At 74.0% G+C, this 17,376-nt stretch carries 15 protein-coding genes; 10 read left to right on the top strand and 5 right to left on the bottom strand.

Annotation, left to right across the window (positions count from 1 at the left end; translation table 11 throughout):
* The first annotated feature begins 202 nt into the window (after positions 1-202).
* Positions 203-535, top strand: a complete 333-nt coding sequence (locus GYH36_RS12960; protein WP_162290044.1) for a hypothetical protein — start codon at positions 203-205, stop codon at positions 533-535.
* 21 nt (positions 536-556) lie between these two features.
* Here the strand turns inward: GYH36_RS12960 and GYH36_RS12965 are convergent, their stop codons facing one another.
* On the bottom strand, positions 557-1,744 hold the full coding sequence (locus GYH36_RS12965; RefSeq protein ID WP_162290045.1) for a Cmx/CmrA family chloramphenicol efflux MFS transporter: 1,188 nt from the start codon (positions 1,742-1,744) through the stop codon (positions 557-559).
* A 248-nt stretch (positions 1,745-1,992) separates the two neighbouring features.
* A complete protein-coding gene (locus GYH36_RS12970) occupies positions 1,993-4,800 on the bottom strand; it encodes a flippase-like domain-containing protein (RefSeq protein ID WP_162290046.1) in 2,808 nt (935 codons plus the stop codon).
* Positions 4,801-4,965: 165 nt separating this feature from the next.
* Between GYH36_RS12970 and GYH36_RS12975 the strand changes: the two genes are divergently transcribed.
* The 5 genes from GYH36_RS12975 to GYH36_RS12995 all read left to right on the top strand — a co-directional run bounded on the left by GYH36_RS12975 (position 4,966) and on the right by GYH36_RS12995 (position 11,776).
* Positions 4,966-5,703, top strand: coding sequence for an HdeD family acid-resistance protein (locus GYH36_RS12975; protein WP_024839910.1), 738 nt, complete (start codon positions 4,966-4,968; stop codon positions 5,701-5,703).
* A gap of 264 nt (positions 5,704-5,967) precedes the next feature.
* Positions 5,968-7,617, top strand: a complete 1,650-nt coding sequence (locus GYH36_RS12980) for an ABC transporter substrate-binding protein (RefSeq protein WP_024839909.1) — start codon at positions 5,968-5,970, stop codon at positions 7,615-7,617.
* A gap of 100 nt (positions 7,618-7,717) precedes the next feature.
* The gene (locus GYH36_RS12985) at positions 7,718-8,833 is read left to right on the top strand and encodes an ABC transporter permease (protein ID WP_162290047.1); all 1,116 of its coding nucleotides are present in this window, start codon (positions 7,718-7,720) and stop codon (positions 8,831-8,833) included.
* Between the two features lie 145 nt (positions 8,834-8,978).
* Positions 8,979-10,052 carry an ABC transporter permease gene (locus GYH36_RS12990; protein WP_246209392.1) on the top strand — a complete coding sequence of 358 codons (1,074 nt, stop codon included), beginning with the start codon at positions 8,979-8,981 and terminating at the stop codon, positions 10,050-10,052.
* Complete coding sequence (locus GYH36_RS12995) at positions 10,049-11,776, top strand: dipeptide ABC transporter ATP-binding protein (protein ID WP_024839906.1); 1,728 nt, start codon at positions 10,049-10,051, stop codon at positions 11,774-11,776. The genes GYH36_RS12990 and GYH36_RS12995 overlap by 4 nt, the downstream gene beginning before the upstream one ends.
* Before the next feature lie 40 nt (positions 11,777-11,816).
* On the opposite strand, the gene GYH36_RS13000 is transcribed toward GYH36_RS12995, so the two are convergent.
* The 3 genes from GYH36_RS13000 to GYH36_RS13010 all read right to left on the bottom strand — a co-directional run bounded on the left by GYH36_RS13000 (position 11,817) and on the right by GYH36_RS13010 (position 14,197).
* A complete protein-coding gene (locus tag GYH36_RS13000) occupies positions 11,817-12,566 on the bottom strand; it encodes a CPBP family intramembrane glutamic endopeptidase (RefSeq protein ID WP_312028631.1) in 750 nt (249 codons plus the stop codon).
* A 294-nt stretch (positions 12,567-12,860) separates the two neighbouring features.
* On the bottom strand, positions 12,861-13,154 hold the full coding sequence (locus GYH36_RS13005) for a type II toxin-antitoxin system antitoxin (RefSeq protein WP_162290049.1): 294 nt from the start codon (positions 13,152-13,154) through the stop codon (positions 12,861-12,863).
* A 74-nt stretch (positions 13,155-13,228) separates the two neighbouring features.
* Entirely contained in the window at positions 13,229-14,197 is a 969-nt protein-coding gene (locus GYH36_RS13010) for an SPFH domain-containing protein (protein WP_312028630.1), read from the bottom strand.
* Positions 14,198-14,440: 243 nt separating this feature from the next.
* Between GYH36_RS13010 and GYH36_RS13015 the strand changes: the two genes are divergently transcribed.
* From GYH36_RS13015 to GYH36_RS13030, 4 genes are read left to right on the top strand one after another with little or no spacing between them, the layout of a single operon-like run.
* Positions 14,441-15,205 (top strand): hypothetical protein, encoded by a 765-nt coding sequence (locus tag GYH36_RS13015; protein WP_051471499.1) that lies wholly within the window; start codon positions 14,441-14,443, stop codon positions 15,203-15,205.
* Complete coding sequence (locus GYH36_RS13020) at positions 15,198-15,503, top strand: transcriptional regulator (protein WP_024839901.1); 306 nt, start codon at positions 15,198-15,200, stop codon at positions 15,501-15,503. Before GYH36_RS13015 ends, GYH36_RS13020 begins: the two co-directional genes overlap by 8 nt.
* Positions 15,500-16,474 (top strand): ABC transporter ATP-binding protein, encoded by a 975-nt coding sequence (locus GYH36_RS13025; protein ID WP_162290051.1) that lies wholly within the window; start codon positions 15,500-15,502, stop codon positions 16,472-16,474. Before GYH36_RS13020 ends, GYH36_RS13025 begins: the two co-directional genes overlap by 4 nt.
* On the top strand, positions 16,471-17,262 hold the full coding sequence (locus GYH36_RS13030; protein ID WP_155099112.1) for an ABC transporter permease: 792 nt from the start codon (positions 16,471-16,473) through the stop codon (positions 17,260-17,262). Before GYH36_RS13025 ends, GYH36_RS13030 begins: the two co-directional genes overlap by 4 nt.
* Positions 17,263-17,376 lie beyond the last annotated feature (114 nt).

Genomic DNA, 17,376 nt, shown 5'->3' on the forward strand with positions numbered 1-17,376 from the left:
CTCGTGCGCCGCGGGGTGCGCCGCGAGCCTATCGGGGGCCGCCCCCGCCGTCCCGGGTCCAACGTCCCCGCGCCGCACGCCGTCGGGACGGGGCGCACGGCGGGCGGGATGGGGACGAGTCCCCATCCCGCGGGCTGGCTCCGGGCGGCCGCGATCGGCGAGGATCGAGGCGCACATACCCACACCCACCCCAGGGGGCACCATGCGCCGTACCACCACCCGTCCGATCGTCCTCGCGTCCGCGGCCGCACTGTGCGCGGTCGCCCTCGCCGGGTGCACCGCCAGCGCGAGCGCGAACCTCACCGTCCCCGCCTCGAAGATCGCGCAGGACGCCGAGGGCGCGCTCGCCGAGATCGGCGAGGCCGACGTGGACTGCGGCGACGGCACCGTGGACCTCGTGGACGGTGAGGTCGTCGAGTGCGAGCTCACCGACCCGGCGACCGGCACCGTGTACGACACGACCGTCACGCTCTCCGACGTCGAGGGCACGAACTACCACGTCGACGTCCAGGTCGCCGAGACCCCGAAGGCCTGACGCCCGGGCGGCGTCCGCGGCTCAGCGCGCCGCCCCGGCCTGCGCGGGGGCGACGACGCGGAGCAGGGGCGCCGCCAGCAGCAGGGCCGTCGCCGTGGCCGCGGCGGCGACCCACACCGGTCCGACCTCGCCGAGCCCCGTGGCGAGGGTCGCCGCCGCGACCGCCGGCCCCGCGGCCGCTCCGACGTTGAGCGCCGCCGTGGCGTAGGACCCGCCCATGCTCGGGGCCCGGGCCGCGGCGTAGAGCACGCGCGTGATCAGGGTGCTCCCGACGGCGAAGCCCAGGGCGCCCTGGACGAGGACGAGGCCGAGCAGCGCGGCCGCGTGCGCCGCGAACGCTGCCGTGGCGACCCATCCCAGGAGCAGCAGCACGCCGCCCACCGTGACGACGACCCGCGGGCTGCGGTCGGACACCCGCCCGGCGACGGTGACCCCGACGAAGGAGCCGACGCCGAAGAGCACGAGCGCGATCGCCACCCACCACGGGCTCAGCCCCGCGACGTCGGTGACGAGCGGCGCCAGGAACGTGAGCGCCGCGAACGTGCCGGTGTTGACGAGCGCGGCGAGCACCATCGGCAGGACCAGCCGCGGCGACGCGAGCGCGGCGAGCTCCGTGCGCAGCGACGGCCCGTCGACCGCGTGCACGGACGCGTGGTCGGCACGTCGCGCCCGGGGGATGCCCCGGGCGATCCCGAGCGTCGCCGGGACGCACACGAGCGCGACCGCCCAGAAGGTCGAGCGCCACCCCGTGGCGGTGCCGAGGAGAGCGCCGGCCGGGACGCCGGCGACCATGGCGACGGTGGTGCCGGACAGGAGGACGGCGACGGCGCGACCCTTCCGGTCCGGGGCGACGAGCGTGGCCGCGGTGCTGAGCGCGACGGCGAGGAACCCCGCGTCGGCGACGGCAGCGACCAGGCGCGTCGTGAAGAGGACCGCGAAGCTCGGCGTGACTGCGCCGACGACGTGCGCGAGGGCGAACAGGACGAGACAGCCGAGGAGCGTGGCGCGCGCCGGCAGGCGACGCGTGAGCGCCGCCATGGTCGGTGCGCCCACCACCATGCCGAGGGCGAACGCCGAGGTGAGGAGGCCGGCCGTCCCGACCGGGACGCCGACGTCGGCGGCGATGTCCGGGACGAGCCCGGCGAGCATGAACTCCGAGGTGCCCATGGCGAAGACCGCCAGGGCGAGGACGTACAGGGCACGAGTCATCGAGGGCTCCGAGGTGAGAGGACGAGCGGGGAGGCGTCTCGTCACCACGGTCAGCGCCCGGGCGCGCGGCACCCGTCGCGGCCGCGCACGGCGGCAGGCGGGAGGGTGTCAGGAGCTCAGCGGTCCGGGGCTGACGGTGCGTGACCGGCAGCCCCCGGAGTGGATGCCTCGGGGCTCGACATGCTCCCACCCTACCGAGCGCGGGCAGGGCGTCTCCAGCACCGCAGCCGCCCCCGGGGCGACGACCGTCAGAGGTCGCCGGTCTTCTGCAGGTAGCGCATCGCGAACCACCCGAGCGGGATGCGCGCCCAGTACGTCGCGACACGGAAGAGCATCGCGACGGACGTCGCGATCGCGGGCGGGACCTGCGCGGCGGTCAGACCGGCGATGAGCGCGAGCTCGATCGCGCCGAGGCCGCCCGGCGTCGGGACGGCGGCGCCGGCGGCGTTGCCCACCAGGTAGATCACGGCGACGTCCACGAGGTCGAGCTGCTGCCCGAACGCGGCGAGCGCGGCGTCGAACGCGAGCACGTACCCGAGCGTCATGACGATGTTGCCCGCGAAGCCGAGCCCGAGACGCCCCGGCTGCCCCAGCATCTCCGACAGGCGAGGCCACACCTGCTGCACCGTCGGCCGGATCTTCGCGAGCGCCCACGTGCGCACCGCGGGGACGAGGAGCGTGGCGAGGACCGCCAGGGCGACGCCCCCGATCGCGAGCAGGACGGTGGTCGACGGGAGCTGCACGAGCCCGCCCTCGCCCGTGAAGACGGACAGCACGACGAGGATGAGGATCGTCACGACGAACTGCGACACCTGCACGAGGCCCACGGTCGCGACGGCCATGGGCGTCGAGATGCCGCGCCGGGTGAGCAGGCGCAGGTTGAGCGCGGCCGGGCCGATGCCCGCGGGCGCGGCGAGCGCGATGTAGGAGCCCGCGGCCTGGGTGAGGTTGACGCGCCAGAACGGCAGGCGCTTGGGCGAGAACGCGGTGAGCGTGAGCGCCGCCCCGACCCACGTGAGGACGCCGAGCGCGAACGACAGGACGGCGAACCAGGGGTTGGCCTCCGTGACGGCGGTCGCGATCTGGTCGAAGTTGAACGACGTGACGAGCGCCGTGACGGCCGCGATGACGAGGACGAGCGTGAGGATCGTGCGCGCACCGAAGCGGGTGATGCGCTGCGGGTCGACGTCCGCCTCCGGCAGCCGCTCGACGAGCGCGGCGCGCAGCGCCTTGAGCAGCTCCTTGTCCTGCCGGATCTCCTCGCGCGTGCTCGGCGGCAGCGCGACGGACTGGAGCAGGGGGCCGATCGCGGCGATGTCGTCGTCGGGCAGCACGCTCACCGCGGACTCCACGGCGCGGCGCGCGCCGACGCGCAGCGCGAGCAGCGCGACCATCTGCGCGAGGTCCAGGCGGCGCGCGAGCTCGGACGACGCGATGTCGCCCTGCTCCCATCCCGTCAGCCAGACCTGCGGCGCCCCGGTGGCGGGCTCGCGCGAGACGAGCATGACGTCCGACGTCAGCGCGCGGTGCGCGATCCCGGCGGAGTGGGCGAGGCGGAGCTGGCGCCACGCCTCGTTGAGCACGGAGTCGGTGAGGTCGCCGACAGGGAGGTCGCGCAGCGACACGGCTCCGGTCGCGTGCTCCTGCACCAGGACCATCGAGTCCTCCGACTCGGCGACGCCGAGCAGCCGCGGCGTGCGCACGCCCGCGGCGCGTGCCGCGTAGGAGAGCAGCGCGGTGCGCTCCGCGGCGGCGCGCAGCGAGATCGCGGCACGTCCCTCGCTGCCGCGCAGGCGCAGGGATCGCCAGAGGCGGGTGAGGGAACCGACGACCTGCCGGTCGCCGTCGAGCACGACGACGTCCCGCCGCACGCCGTCCTCCGTGAGCATCGCGTAGACGCGGTTGTCGCCCGCGCGCGTGAGCGCGATGGCGGCCGGGTCCGACGGGGCGTCCGGGGCGTCGTCCTCGGCCGGCGCCCCGGCCGGGCCGGCCGCCGTCTCCCGGCCGGGCGCCGCGGGCGTGCCCAGGTGCTGCGCGGCGAGCGCGGCGTCGGCGGTGAGGACCGTGCCCGCGTCGTCCGTGGCGCCGGGGGCGCGCAGGACGCCGACGTGGACCTCCGCGGTGATGCGACCCTCCGCGTCGACCTCGGTGATGGGGTCGTCCGCGGCCTCGGCGAGCTCCTCGTCGTCGGTGACGTCGCGGACGCGCACGAGCGCCGTGGGGGAGAAGCCGGCGCGCCGGACGCCCGCCACGAGGTCGGGGCCGTAGGCGCGCTCGCTGCGCACGCCCGAGACGTAGCGCACCGCCAGCCCGGCGATGCGGCCGAGCAGCAGCGTGATGATGATGCCCGGCAGCGAGACCTGGCCCGTGACGAGCACGACGCCGATCGCGACGAACAGCAGGTTCCACGACCACTTGACCGTGCGGCGCCGGGTCCGGGTCCCGGCGGCCGTGAGCAGGCCGCCGATCGCGGCGACGTACCCGGGGACGGTGAGCCGCCACTCGCCCTGCGTGAAGACCGACAGGCCGCGCACGAGCTCGTCGGAGCCCCACGTGCGCAGCGCGAGCACGACGAGGACGCCGAGGAGCAGCCCGAGGGCGGCGGCGACGATGGACTCGACGACCTGGCGGCCGAGCCGTCGGATGCCGAGCTCGGTGAGGACCGCGATGGGCACGAAGAGCGTGACGAGGCCCTCGAGCACCGCGACGGGGACGAACAGGATCCGCGCGAGCAGGTCGGAGAAGTTGCGCACGTCCTCCGCGACGCCCGCCGTCGTGCCGTGCGCGTAGACGGTCATGAGCAGCACGACCACGACGCCCGCCGCGCACAGCACGAGGTTGACGAGGTCGACCGGGTGGCGCACGCGAGGCTCGGCCGTGTCGACGACGCGGACGGTGCCCTCCTCGTCGCGGTCCCGCGGTGCGAGGAGCGCCTCGAGCGCGCCCGTCTGCGGCCGCGGTTCCGGGCGTCCCTGGCTCGCGAGAGAGCCGACCTCGACGACCGCGCCGACGTGGGACGCGTCGCGCGCGGAGGGCTCGGGCGCGGGGGACGACATGCGAGCGAGTCTAGGTGCGGGGGTGCTGGCGGGCGCGGGATTTGGCCGGTTCCTCCGGGTGATTCGCCCCGTTCGCCCGCGTGCCGGACGTCCGTGGCGGCCCGTTCGGCGGGCGGGTGTGAGCAAGCCCTCCCTAGCATGGGGCGAAGCACCCAGGAGGCCGGCATGGCACGAGGCACGACGACCGAGCGTCCCGCCGCGGGCGACCCCGCGACGCCGGACGAGGACGGCCAGGAGCGCAACCCGTTCCGGAAGGTGTGGTGGCTCCCGGTGGTCCGGGGGACCCTTCTCGTCGTCCTGGGCCTCCTCCTCATGATCGAGCCGCTCGAGCGGCTGGGGACGCTGCGCGTCGTGCTCGGCGCGTTCCTCGTGGCCGACGGCGTCCTGGTCGCCGTGCAGGGGTTCGTGCACCGGCGGCAGGTGGGGTCCGCGTGGTGGCTCGCGCAGGCGGGCGTCAACGTCGTGTTCGGCGTGGTCGTGGCGCTGTGGCCGGACCTCACCGCGACCGCGGTCTACTACGTGCTGGCCGTGTGGGTCCTCGTGCTCGGCATCACGACGATCGCGGGTGCTGCCGCGCTCGCGCGCAACCGCGACCTGGGCTGGGCGTGGATGCTCGCGGTCGGGATCGTCTCGGTGCTGTTCGGGGTCCTGCTCGTCACGCGCCCGCTCGACTCCTTCGACGTGCTGCGCCTCGTGACCGTCGTGTTCGCGCTCTACGCCTTCGTGACGGGCGCGATCCACGTGGTGTCCGGGTTCGCGGTCCGGGCGGTCGCGCGCGAGCTCGCCGACCTGCGCGCGCAGGCCGTCGCGGCGGGCGTCGTCGTGACGGGGGGCTCGGTGCTCGGTGCCGCCGCCGACGGCGCGGACCCGGCGGGCCCGTCGGTGCCGGCCGCGGACTCCTGAGGCCGCCCGGAGAGGGGCGGACTCTACACCTGCGCCGTTCGTCGCGACGATGTGTCTCACGTCACGACCGTTGCTCGGGGCGCAGAGTTACGACCGGGTAACAACACTGGCGTTCTGTCCAGGTTTTTACCGATCCTGACCCTGGCGCGACATCTCGTCGTGCTAGAAATCACGACACTCCGCCGACAGGTCGGGGTCCTGGTGCGTGCAGCGTCGCACCACCGGTGTCTCGCACCCCGAGAAACCCACGAAAGAGGTAGACACATGACAGCGGTGTCCAGGAAGCGGCTCCTCGCCGCGGCCGCCGGCATCACGGCGGTGACGCTGACCCTGACCGCATGCGGCGGGGGCTCGGACGACGGCGAGGGCGACGGCGGCGACGGCGGCAGCTCGGCGAGCGGCTCGCTCGTCATCGGCACGACCGACAAGGTCACGGTGCTCGACCCGGCCGGCTCGTACGACAACGGCTCGTTCGCCGTGATGAACCAGGTCTTCCCGTTCCTGCTGAACACGCCCTACGGCAGCCCCGACGTCGAGCCCGACATCGCGGAGTCGGCCGAGTTCACGTCGCCGACGGAGTACACCGTCAAGCTCAAGCCGGGCCTCAAGTGGGCCAACGGGAACGACCTCACGTCGTCCGACGTGAAGTTCACGTTCGACCGCCAGATCGCGATCAACGACCCGAACGGCCCGGCGTCGCTGCTCTACAACCTCGACAGCGTCGAGACGCCGGACGACACGACGGTCGTCTTCCACCTCAAGAGCGAGAACGACCAGCTCTTCCCGCAGATCCTGTCGAGCCCCGCGGGCCCGATCGTCGACGAGGAGGTGTTCGCGGCCGACGCGCTCACGCCCGACCAGGAGATCGTCGACGGCAACGCGTTCGCCGGCCAGTACACGATCACGGGCTACAAGTTCAACGAGCTCGTCTCCTACGAGGCGTACGACGGCTACGAGGGCCTGCTCGGCCCGGCGAAGACCGACAAGGTCGCGGTGAAGTACTTCGCCGAGGCGTCGAACATGAAGCTCGAGATCCAGCAGGGCAAGATCGACGTGGCGTGGCGCAGCCTGTCCGCGACGGACATCGAGGACCTGCGCGGCAACGACGACGTCAAGGTCGTCGACGGCCCCGGTGGCGAGATCCGCTACATCACGTTCAACTTCGACACCCAGCCGTACGGCGCGAAGACGCCCGAGGCGGACCCGGCGAAGGCGCTCGCGGTGCGTCAGGCGGCCGCGTCGCTCATCGACCGCGACGAGCTCTCCGAGCAGGTCTACAAGGGCACGTACACCCCGCTGTTCTCCTACGTCCCGGCGGGCCTGACCGGCGCGATCGAGCCGCTCAAGGAGATGTACGGCGACGGTGCGGGCAAGCCCGACGCCGCCAAGGCGGAGCAGCTCCTGGCCGACGCGGGCGTCGAGACGCCCGTGACGCTCAACCTCCAGTACTCGAACGACCACTACGGTCCGTCGTCGGCCGACGAGTACGCGCTCATCAAGGACCAGCTGGAGAAGGACGGCCTGTTCACGGTCAACCTCCAGACGACCGAGTGGGTCACCTACGCGGAGGAGCGCACCGCCGACGTCTACCCGGCTTACCAGCTCGGCTGGTTCCCGGACTACTCGGACGCCGACAACTACCTCACGCCGTTCTTCCTCACGGAGAACTTCCTGGTGAACCACTACGCCAACCAGGAGGTCAACGACATGATCCTCCAGCAGGCGGCGACGCCGGACGCCGACGAGCGCACCGCGCTCATCGAGGAGATCCAGACGAAGGTCGCGGCCGACCTGTCGACCCTGCCGTACCTCCAGGGTGCGCAGGTCGCGGTCGTCGGTGCGGACGTGGAGGGGGCCGAGGACACGCTCGACCCGTCCTTCAAGTTCCGCTACGCGGCGCTGTCCAAGGGCTGACGTCCCCGCCCGGCCCTCCTCGCGCGACCCGCGGGGAGGGCCGGGCGCCGCACGTCCGGCGCCGGCACACCGGCGCCCGGGCACCTGACGAAGAGACGACATGACGACCACCACCACCGGCACGCCGGTCGGCGAGAGCACCGGGGCCGACCCGGCCTCGGCGGCCCCCCGCCCACGACGGCGCCGCGGGGGCGGCGGCGGGCTCGGGAGCTACGTCCTGGTCCGCGCGCTCCTCATCCTCCCCACCGTCTTCATCCTCGTGACCACGGTCTTCGTGGTCATGCGCGCCACGGGCGACCCGATCACCGCCGCGCTCGGCGGCCGCCTCACGCCCGACCAGCTCGCCGAGCGCATCCACGAGGCCGGCTACGACCGCCCGGTCCTCGTGCAGTACCTCGAGTACCTCGGCGGCATCGTGCGCGGCGACTTCGGCACGACGATCAGCGACAACCGGCCCGTGACCGAGGTGCTCGCCACGTACGGGGCCGCGACGCTCGAGCTCGCGACGTACGCGCTGCTCGTCGCGTTCGTCGTCGGCATCCCCCTGGGCATGCTCGCCGGCTACCTGCGCGACCGCGTGCCCGACGCGATGCTGCGCATCTCCGCGATCCTCGCGTACGCGACGCCCGTCTTCTTCGCCGGTCTCATGCTCAAGCTCGTCTTCTCGGTCTGGCTCGGTTGGCTGCCCGTGTCCGGGCGCGCGTCGACCGACGCGGAGATCGAGCTGCAGTTCCTCGACGACTCCACGGGCTTCTACCTGGTCGACGCGATCCGCACGGGCGACCCCGCGATCGTCGGGGACGTCCTGGAGCACGCCGTGCTCCCCGCGCTCGCGCTCGGCCTGCTCACCGCGGGCGTGTTCCTGCGCCTCGTGCGCACCAACGTCATCGGCACGCTCTCCACCGACTACGTCGTCGCGGCGCGCTCGCGCGGCGTGCGCGAGTCGCGCCTCGTGCGCGCCCACGCGTGGCGCCCCGCGCTCATCCCGATCATCACCGTCATCGGGCTCCAGGTCGCGATGCTCCTCGCGGGCGCCGTCCTCACCGAGACGACGTTCGAGTGGAAGGGCCTCGGGTTCCAGCTCGCCGAGTACCTCCAGGCGCGCGACTTCGTCGCCGTGCAGGGGATCGTCGTGCTCATGGCCGTGATCGTCGCGGTGACCAACTTCCTCGTCGACATCATCGCGGCGCTCATCGACCCGAGGGTGAGGTACTGACATGGTCGCGGAGACCGTCGTCCCGGCCGGTCCGGGCACCGGGAGCCCCGGCCCCGTCGTCGTCCCCGAGCGCGGCCGCGTCGCGTGGTGGAAGCGCCTGCCCGTCGTGCACCAGCTCCGCCAGAGCGTGGGCCTGCAGCGCGGCATGCTCGTCGCGGGCCTCGTCATCACGGGGATCTTCCTGCTCACCGCGGCGCTCGCGCCCGTGCTCGCGCCCTACGGCTACAGCCAGCTCCGCTCGGCGGACGGGCCGTTCGGCGCCCAGCAGCCGCCGTCGGCCGAGCACCTGCTCGGCACGACCGTCGGCGGGTACGACGTGCTGTCGCGCGTCATCTGGGGCGCGCAGACCGCGCTGCTCGTCATCGTCGTCGCGATCCTCGCGTCGATCGTCCTCGGCGTGCTGCTCGGGCTCGTGTCCGGGTACTTCGGCGGGTGGGCCGACCGCCTCCTCGTCGTGGTGTGCGACGCGATCTACGCGTTCCCGTCCCTGCTCCTCGCGATCCTCATGGCGATCGTCATCTCCGGCGGGCAGTCGAGCATGTGGGGCGGCATCCTCGCCGCCGCGCTGTCCATCACCGTGGTGTTCGTGCCGCAGTACTTCCGCGTCACGCGCGCGGAGGTCGTGCGGATCAAGGGCGAGGCGTTCGTCGACTCGGCGCGCGTGCTCGGCACGCCGCACCGGCGCATCATGTTCCGCCACGTCCTGCGGAACTCGACCCGCACCCTCCCGCTCATCGTCACGCTCAACGCGTCCGAGGCGATCCTCACGCTCGCCGGTCTGGGCTTCCTCGGGTTCGGCATCGAGCCGACGGCGGCCGCGGAGTGGGGCTACGACCTCAACAAGGCCGTGTCCGACGTGACGAGCGGCATCTGGTGGACGGCGCTCTTCCCGGGCCTCGCGATCGTGCTCGTCGTCCTCGGGATCACGCTCGTCGGGGAGAGCCTCAACGACCTCGCCGACCCGCGCCTGCGCTCGCGGCGCGCCGCGGCCGAGGTGTCGGGCGAGGTCGCGGAGACGTCGGTCGTCCCCGGCGGCACGCTGACCGCCGGCCCGGGCGGGCTCGACGCGATCGAGGGCGCGGGCTCGCGCTCCGACGAGCTCGCCGCGGCTCCCGCCCTGCCCGACCCCGACGCCGTCGGGCTCGACGGCCGGGCGGCCGGGGCCGCGGACGACCCGCGCGACGGCGCACCGCACGACGAGACGGAGGACCGGCGATGAGCGCCGTGACGGACGAGACGACCCGCGCGGCCGGGGCCGCGCGCCCCGTCGTGACGATCCGCGACCTCGCGGTGTCGTTCGCGACCGACGCCGGCTCGGTCCGGGCGGTCGACGGCGTCGACCTGGAGGTCGCGCCGGGCGAGGTGCTCGCCGTCGTCGGCGAGTCCGGCTCCGGCAAGACCGTGACCGCCAAGACGATCCTCGGCCTGCTGCCGTCGACCGCGACGGCGCGCGGCGCCGTCGTGCTGACGAACAAGGCCGGGACCGCGGAGCACGACGTCGTCTCGCTCGCGGGCGAGCGGCTGCGCCAGGTGCGGGGCACCGACGTGGCGATGGTGTTCCAGGAGCCGTCCGCCGCGCTCAACCCCGTGTACACGGTGGGCTGGCAGATCATGGAGGGCATCCGGGCGCACGGGAAGGTGTCGCGGCGCGAGGCGCGCCGGCGCGCGGTCGACGTGCTGCGGCGCGTCGGCATCCCCGACCCGGAGACGCGCGTCGACCACTACCCGCACCAGTTCTCCGGCGGGCAGAAGCAGCGCATCGTCATCGCGATGGCGCTCGTGCTCGACCCGGGCCTCATCGTCGCGGACGAGCCGACGACGGCCCTCGACGTCACCGTGCAGGCGGAGATCCTCGACCTCCTGCGCCGGTGCCGCGACGAGTTCGGCACCGCGATCGTGCTCATCACGCACAACATGGGCGTCGTCGCGGACCTCGCGGACCGCGTCGCGGTCATGTACCAGGGCAAGGTCGTGGAGCAGGCGACCGCGCGCGAGCTGTTCGCCGCGCCGCAGGCCGCGTACACGAAGGCGCTGCTGGAGTCCGTGCCGCGCATCGGCGAGGGGACCGCGCGCGCCGTGGCCCGCGCGTCGGTCCGCGAGGACGGCTGGGCGGAGGCCGAGCCCGTCGTCGCGGCGCAGGGGCTGACCGTCACGTACCCGGGCCGCCTGCGCCGCCCGGGGTTCACCGCCGTCGACGACGTGTCGCTGACGATCCGCCCCGGCGAGGTGCTCGGCCTCGTGGGCGAGTCCGGCTCGGGCAAGACGACGTTCGCGCGCGCGGTCGCCGGCCTCACCAAGGTCACGGGCGGGTCGCTGCGCGTGCTCGGCGTCGAGATGAACGGCGTCAAGGAGCGCGACCTGCGCCCCGTGCGCCCGCGCATCGGCTTCGTGTTCCAGGACCCCGCGACGAGCTTCAACCCGTTGCTCACGATCGCCGACTGCGTCGCCGAGCCGCTCGTCGTGCACGGGCGCGCGGAGTCGCCCCAGGCGGCGCGCGGCCGGGTCGACGAGCTCCTGGAGGCCGTCCAGCTCCCGCGCTCGTACGGCGACCGGTTCCCGCACGAGCTCTCCGGCGGGCAGCGCCAGCGCGCCTCGCTCGCCCGGGCGCTCGCGCTCGACCCGGAGCTGCTCGTGGCCGACGAGCCGACGTCCGCGCTCGACGTCTCCGTGCAGGCGCGCGTGCTCGAGCTGTTCGCCGAGCTCCAGCGCGAGCTCGGGTTCGCGAGCCTGTTCGTCTCGCACGACCTCGCGGTCGTGGACCTGCTGGCCGACCGCATCGCGGTGCTCTACCGGGGCCGGCTCGTCGAGGAGGGGACGGGTGCGGAGGTGCTGGGCGACCCGCGCGAGGAGTACACGCGCCGGCTGCTCGCGTCGCTGCCCGTCCCGGACCCGGTGCTCCAGGCCGAGCGCCGCGAGGAGCTGCGCGCCCTGCGCGGCGCCTGACCGACGGTTCCCGCCCGGGCCGGTGACGGCCCGGGCGGGGTCACGCGAGGCCGAGGGACTGCTTCCACTCCAGGGGGAGCAGGGCGTACCCGACGAACGCGACGACGTCGAGCAGCGTGTGCGCGACGACGAGCGGCATGACGCGGTGCCGTCCCCAGCGGGACGTGTAGAACCACGAGAACACGACGCCCATGACGACGTTCCCGAGGAACGGCCCGAAGCCCTGGTACAGGTGGTACGACCCGCGCAGGAGCGAGCTCCACACGACGAACTTCACGCGGCCCCAGCCGAGGTCGCGCGTGCGCTCGAACAGGTATCCGACCGCGACGACCTCCTCGAGCAGGCCGTTCTGGAGCGCGGCGAGGACCAGCACGGGCACCGTCCACCACGCGGCGTTGAGCGCGGAGGCCTGGACGTCGACCGTGATGCCGAGGACGCGGCCCAGGAGGTAGAACCCGAGGCCCGGGATGCCGATGGCCGCGGCGAGAGCGAATCCCCACCCCACGTCCCTGAGGGGCCGTGACCCGTCGAGCCCGATCGCGCGGACGGCCGAGCGCCCGCGCGCGCTGAGCAGGTACAGCGCGAGCGCGACGGGCAGCACCGCGAAGAAGATCCCGACGAGCTGGTACGTGAGGTCGAGGTAGGGGCGCGCGGACTGGCTGACGTTGAGGCTCGCCGACTGGTCGCGCAGCGGCGTCCCGGCGGTGAGCCGCGCGACGATGTTGATGATCGCGTAGACGGCCGACTTGCCCAGGCTCAGCCCGAGCACGATCCAGATCTCCGCGCCGATGCGTCGCCGGGTCGCGCGGTCGGGGCGCGCGGGCGTGACATCGGTGGCGTCGGCGGCGCGCGCGGGGGCGGCGGTCGAGCCGGGCGCGGCGGTCGTCGGGCCGGGCGCGGGTGCGGCCGGGGAGCCGGGAGCGGTCAGGTCGGGCACCGTCCGGTTATAGCACCGCACCCCGGGAGCGGCCTCGACGCCGCCTGGACGTCGGCTGTTCGCCGAGCACGAGCCTCCTCGCCGGCGAGCACGGGGCTGTGGTTCTCGGCCCGATGGCGACAGCAACCCCGTGTTCGGCGGGAGAGGTCAGGTGCGGGGCGGGCGGCCCGGGCGGCGGGGCGGGCGGACGTCGCGGGGGAGGCGGCCGGCGTCGTCGAGCGCGCGGCGCAGCAGCATCTCGATCTGCGCGTTGACGCTGCGCAGGTCGTCGCCGGCCCAGCGGGCGAGGGCGTCGTGCACCGCGGGGTCGAGGCGCAGGAGCACCGACTTGCGCTGCGGTCGCTGCGCGCGGCCCGTGCCCGCGGCCGGGCGCTCGCCCGACGCCGGCCGCTCGCCCTGCGCGGTCGCCTCGCCCCCGGGCGCGTCACCAGCGGTGGGCACGCCGCGGCCCGGCGATGGCTGCTCGCCGTCGCCGGGTGCGTCACGCTCGTCGGGCGGCGTGGGCCCGGCGGGGGTCACTGGTACAGGGACCCCGTGTTGACGACGGGCGTCACCCGGCTGTCCCCGCACAGCACGACGAGGAGGTTCGAGACCATCGTGGCGCGGCGCTCGTCGTCGAGCGCGACGACGTCCTCGGCCTCGAGGCGCGCGAGCGCGTCCTCGACCATGGACACGGCACCCTCGACGATGCGCGAGCGCGCCGCGATGATCGCGCCCGCCTGCTGGCGCTGGAGCATCGCCTGGGCGATCTCGGGGGCGTACGCGAGGTTGGAGATGCGCGCCTCGATGACCTCGACGCCCGCGACGACGACGCGCGCCGCGACCTCCGCGGCGATCTCCGCCGACACGACCTCCGTCGCGCCGCGCAGCGACTGCTCGCCCGCCTCCGCGTCGTCGTACGGGTGGGACATCGCGACGTGGCGCAGCGCCGACTCCGCCTGGACGCGGACGAAGTCCGTGTAGTCCTCGACCGCGAAGCTCGCCTTCGCCGTGTCCGCGACCTGCCAGACGACGATCGCGGCGATGTTGATCGGGTTGCCGTCGGCGTCGTTGACCTTGAGCTCGCTCGTCTCGAAGTTGCGCACGCGCACGGACACGCGGCGGCGCGTGCTGAGCGGCACGGTCGCGACGAGCCCCGTGGTGCGCACGGTGCCGAGGTAGCGGCCGAAGAACTGGACGACGACGGTCTCGCCCGGGTTGATCACGGCGACCCCGGTGGGCACGAGCACGCCCAGGAGGAAGAGCAGCACGCCGAGCGTGACGAGCGGACCGGCCGGCCCGACCTCCGCCGCGGCGGCCACGACGGACGCGGCACCACCGGCGAGCAGCAGGACGCTCAGGGCGATGACGGCCGCAGCGCCGCCGGCGCCGAGCGACCAGGCAGGGCGCTCCACGATGTCGACGCGCGTGCCGTCGTGCCCGACCGGACGGCCGGTCGGCTCGCCTCCGACGGACTCCTGCGGGGGTGCTGCGCTCTCGGTCACGGTCTCGTCCTCTCCTGCGGCGCGGGGCGCGTCGGGTGTATAGCAAAGTGCTATCACATTATCCGTTGCGGCGCGAGCGTGCGTCACCGCGACGCTGTCGCCGCGCAGGGGCATGCGCGGTGTGCTGCACGCGCGGGTGAGGCCGACGTCGGGACAGGGGGTTGTGCGACGGCGCGCTCGTGTGTCAACCTACAAACAGGTTTGCAGCGCAAAGTAGTTTTCGAGACCATCGAGAGGCTCATCATGACGACCGACGACGCCGACGCCCCCCGCACCGGGACGGACGAGCCGGACGAGCGCGCGCTCGACGTCGCCGAGACGCTCCGCCTGATCCGCGAGCAGCAGGACCAGGCGCGCGACGCGACCGAGCCGGACACGCGGCTGCTGTGCCTCGCGTGGGGCGTCGCCTGGCTCGTCGGCTACCTGTGCCTGTGGGTGAGCGCGGTGCGCATCGCCGACGGCGCCGACGTCGTGCGGCTCCGCTCCGGGGCCGGCCAGGTCGTCGGGGCGCAGCCGGAGCCGTGGGCGTTCTGGGTCTTCTTCAGCCTCATCGTGGCCGCGACCGTGCTCACCATCGTCCACACCGTCGCGCGGACCGCCGGCACCCGGGGCGTCAGCGCCCGGACCGGCGCGATGTACGGGTGGTCGTGGATGCTCGGCTTCGCGTGCTACGGGTTCGTCCTCGGCGGGCTCGCCCGCGCGGGCGCGTCCCCGGAGGTCATGGCGCTCGCGAGCAACGCGCTCGCGAGCATCGTCGTGGGCCTCCTGTACCTCGGCTGCGCCGTCGCGTTCGACTCCCGCGGGCTGTTCGTCCTCGGGGTGTGGATGCTCGTCACCGCCGGCGCCGCGACCTTCGCGGGCCTGCCGTACACGTACCTCGTCATGGCGCTCGCGGGCGGCGGCGGGTTCCTCGTCATGGCGGGGATCGAGCACCTCCTGCGCCTGCGTCGTCGTCGGCTCGCCGACGGGCCCGCGCTCGCCGGACGGACGGGAGCCGTCGATGCCTGAGACCGAGCTCGACCCCGTCATCCACGCCCCCGCGCGGCTGCGCGTCGTCGCGACGCTCGCGGCTCTCGGGAGCGGGGACGAGCTGTCCTTCCCCAAGCTCCAGAAGCTGCTGGGGATGACGGCGGGGAACCTCTCCACCCACCTGCGCAAGCTCGAGGACGCGGGCTACGTCACCGTCACCAAGACGCACGAGGGTCGCACGCCGGCGACCTACCTCGCCCTCACGACCCGCGGCCGCGCGGCGTTCGAGGACTACACGGCCGCACTGAACACCCTCCTGAGAGGAGCTGGAGCATGAGCGCCCAGCGCACGAGCCCCACCCGGGCCGCCCGGCCCGAGACCGCGCCCTCGGACGCGGACGCCTCCCGCCCGGTCGTCGCCGTCGACCACGTCACCCGCCGCTTCGGGCAGGTCGTCGCGCTCGACGACGTGTCCCTGCGCGTCGGGGCGGGCGAGCTCGTCGGCCTCCTCGGCCCGAACGGTGCCGGGAAGTCCACCCTGCTGTCCCTCGTGAGCGGGCAGCGCCGTCCCGACGCCGGGACGGTCCGCCTGCTCGGCGGCGACCCGCGCGACGCGCGCAGCCGCGTCGGCCTCGGCCTCACGCCGCAGGAGACCGGCCTGCCCGCGACGCTCAAGGTGCGCGAGGTCGTCGACTTCGTCGGTGGGCACTACCCGAACCCGGTCCCGACCGGCGAGCTGCTCGACCAGTTCGGCCTCGCCGACCTCGCCCGGCGCCAGACCGGGGCGATGTCCGGCGGGCAGAAGCGCCGCCTCGCGGTCGCGCTCTCGCTCGTCGGGCGCCCGCGCGTCGTGCTGCTCGACGAGCCGACCACCGGGCTCGACGTGAGCGCGCGCCAGGCGCTGTGGGACGCGATCCGCGCGTACCACGCGGGCGGCGGGACGGTGCTGCTGACGAGCCACTACCTCGAGGAGGTGCAGGCCCTCGCGCAGCGGGTCGTCGTCATCGACCAGGGCGTGGTCAAGGCCGACGACTCGCTCGACGCGATCCTGCGGCGCGTGTCGCTGCGGCGCGTCGTCGTCGGGTCGCCCGCCGACCTGAGCGACCGCCCCGGCGTCGTGCGGGCCGACCGCCTCGGCGACGGCCGCCAGGAGCTCTACACACCCGACGCCGACGCGCTCGTGCGCGAGCTCGTCACGTCGGGCGTCGACTTCCACGACCTCGAGATCCGGGGCGCGAGCCTCGAGGAGGCGTTCGAGCAGATGGTCGCGCGCGGCGCGGCCCCGACGACGGAGGCATCAGCACGATGACCACGACGACCCCCCGCGCGCCCGCCGCGGCGCTGCCCGGCCCGCTGCGGATGACGTGGCTGCACCTGAAGTACCAGTTCCTGGAGACGGTCCGCGTACCCGTCGCCGTGCTGGGCAACCTCCTGTTCCCGGCGCTCGCGATGTTCTTCTTCGTCGTGCCGCAGAAGGAGGTCGCGCAGGACCCGCTCGCGGCGACCATGGCCGTGGCGTCGCTCGGCCTGTTCGCGATCTGCTCGGCGAGCCTGTTCACGTACGGGCTCGGCGTCGCGGAGGACCGCCAGCTGCCGTTCGACCCGTTCGTGCGCACGCTCCCCGCGGGGCCCGCGCCGCGCATGGCCGCGCGCGTGCTCAACGGCGGCGTGTTCTCGCTGTTCGGGCTCGTGCCGCTCGTCCTCATCGCGTGGCTGTTCACCGACGCGAGCGTCACGTGGGGCCAGCTCCTCGCGGGCGTCGGGACCGTCCTGCTGGTGTCCGTGCCGTTCGTGCTGCTCGGCATGGCGATCGGGTACTCGCTGTCGGCGAAGGCCGCGCTGCCGGTGGTGCAGGTGATCCTGTTCCCGCTCGCGTTCGCCGGCGGCCTGTTCCTCCCGCCGTTCCTCTTCCCGGACTGGCTGAACACGATCTCGATGGCCACCCCGACGCGAGCCGGCCGCGACCTGCTCGTCCAGGCGCTCACCGGCGAGCCGGCGTACGGGGGCGCGTGGTTCGTCCTGCTCGGCTGGACGGTGCTGTTCGCCGCCCTCGCGGTGGGCGCCTACCGCCGCGACGAGGGCCGCCGCTTCCGCTGACCGCCACTCCCTCCCGCCGAACACGGGGTTGCTGTCGTTATCGACGGGATAAACCCACCAACCCCCGGCTCGGCGCCGGGGGAGGGGGGGGGGGCGGCGGCGGCGCGGCGCCGG

Source organism: Cellulosimicrobium composti, from assembly GCF_010287905.1.
GTDB classification, from domain to species: domain Bacteria; phylum Actinomycetota; class Actinomycetes; order Actinomycetales; family Cellulomonadaceae; genus Cellulosimicrobium; species Cellulosimicrobium composti.